This is a genomic window from Phaeovulum veldkampii DSM 11550 (genome assembly GCF_003034995.1).
In the GTDB taxonomy this organism is placed as follows: domain Bacteria; phylum Pseudomonadota; class Alphaproteobacteria; order Rhodobacterales; family Rhodobacteraceae; genus Phaeovulum; species Phaeovulum veldkampii.
On sequence record NZ_PZKF01000143.1, the window covers coordinates 1 to 412 of the forward strand.

Genomic DNA, 412 nt, shown 5'->3' on the forward strand with positions numbered 1-412 from the left:
CCTGCAGGTTTCCAGCTATTGCCCATGTCGGTCAGGTTGACGAAGAAGTCGTTGGTCAGCGCGCCCACACGGTCAGTGAACACACCATGCGCGCTGCCGCCGTGGTTGGCACCCAGAACCCGCAGCCCCCCCACCAGAACGGTCATCTCCGGCGCGCTCAGCCCCATCAGTTGCGTGCGGTCCAGCAACAGCTCCTCGGCACTGACGACGTAATCCTTTTTCAGCCAGTTGCGGTAGCCATCATGGATCGGCTCCAGAACGTCGAAGGATTCGGCATCGGTCATGTCGTCGGTGGCATCACCACGGCCCGGCGCGAAGGGAACGGTGATGTCAAAGCCCGCGGCTTTTGCCGCCTGCTCGACCCCGACATTGCCCGCCAGCACGATCACATCGGCCACGCTTGCCCCGGTTT

The 412-nt window shown here is 63.1% G+C and carries 1 protein-coding gene; it reads right to left on the reverse strand.

What is annotated here, in order from left to right:
* The coding region (locus C5F46_RS16325; RefSeq protein ID WP_328588593.1) for a peroxidase family protein at window positions 1-412 on the reverse strand (412 nt) is incomplete at both ends.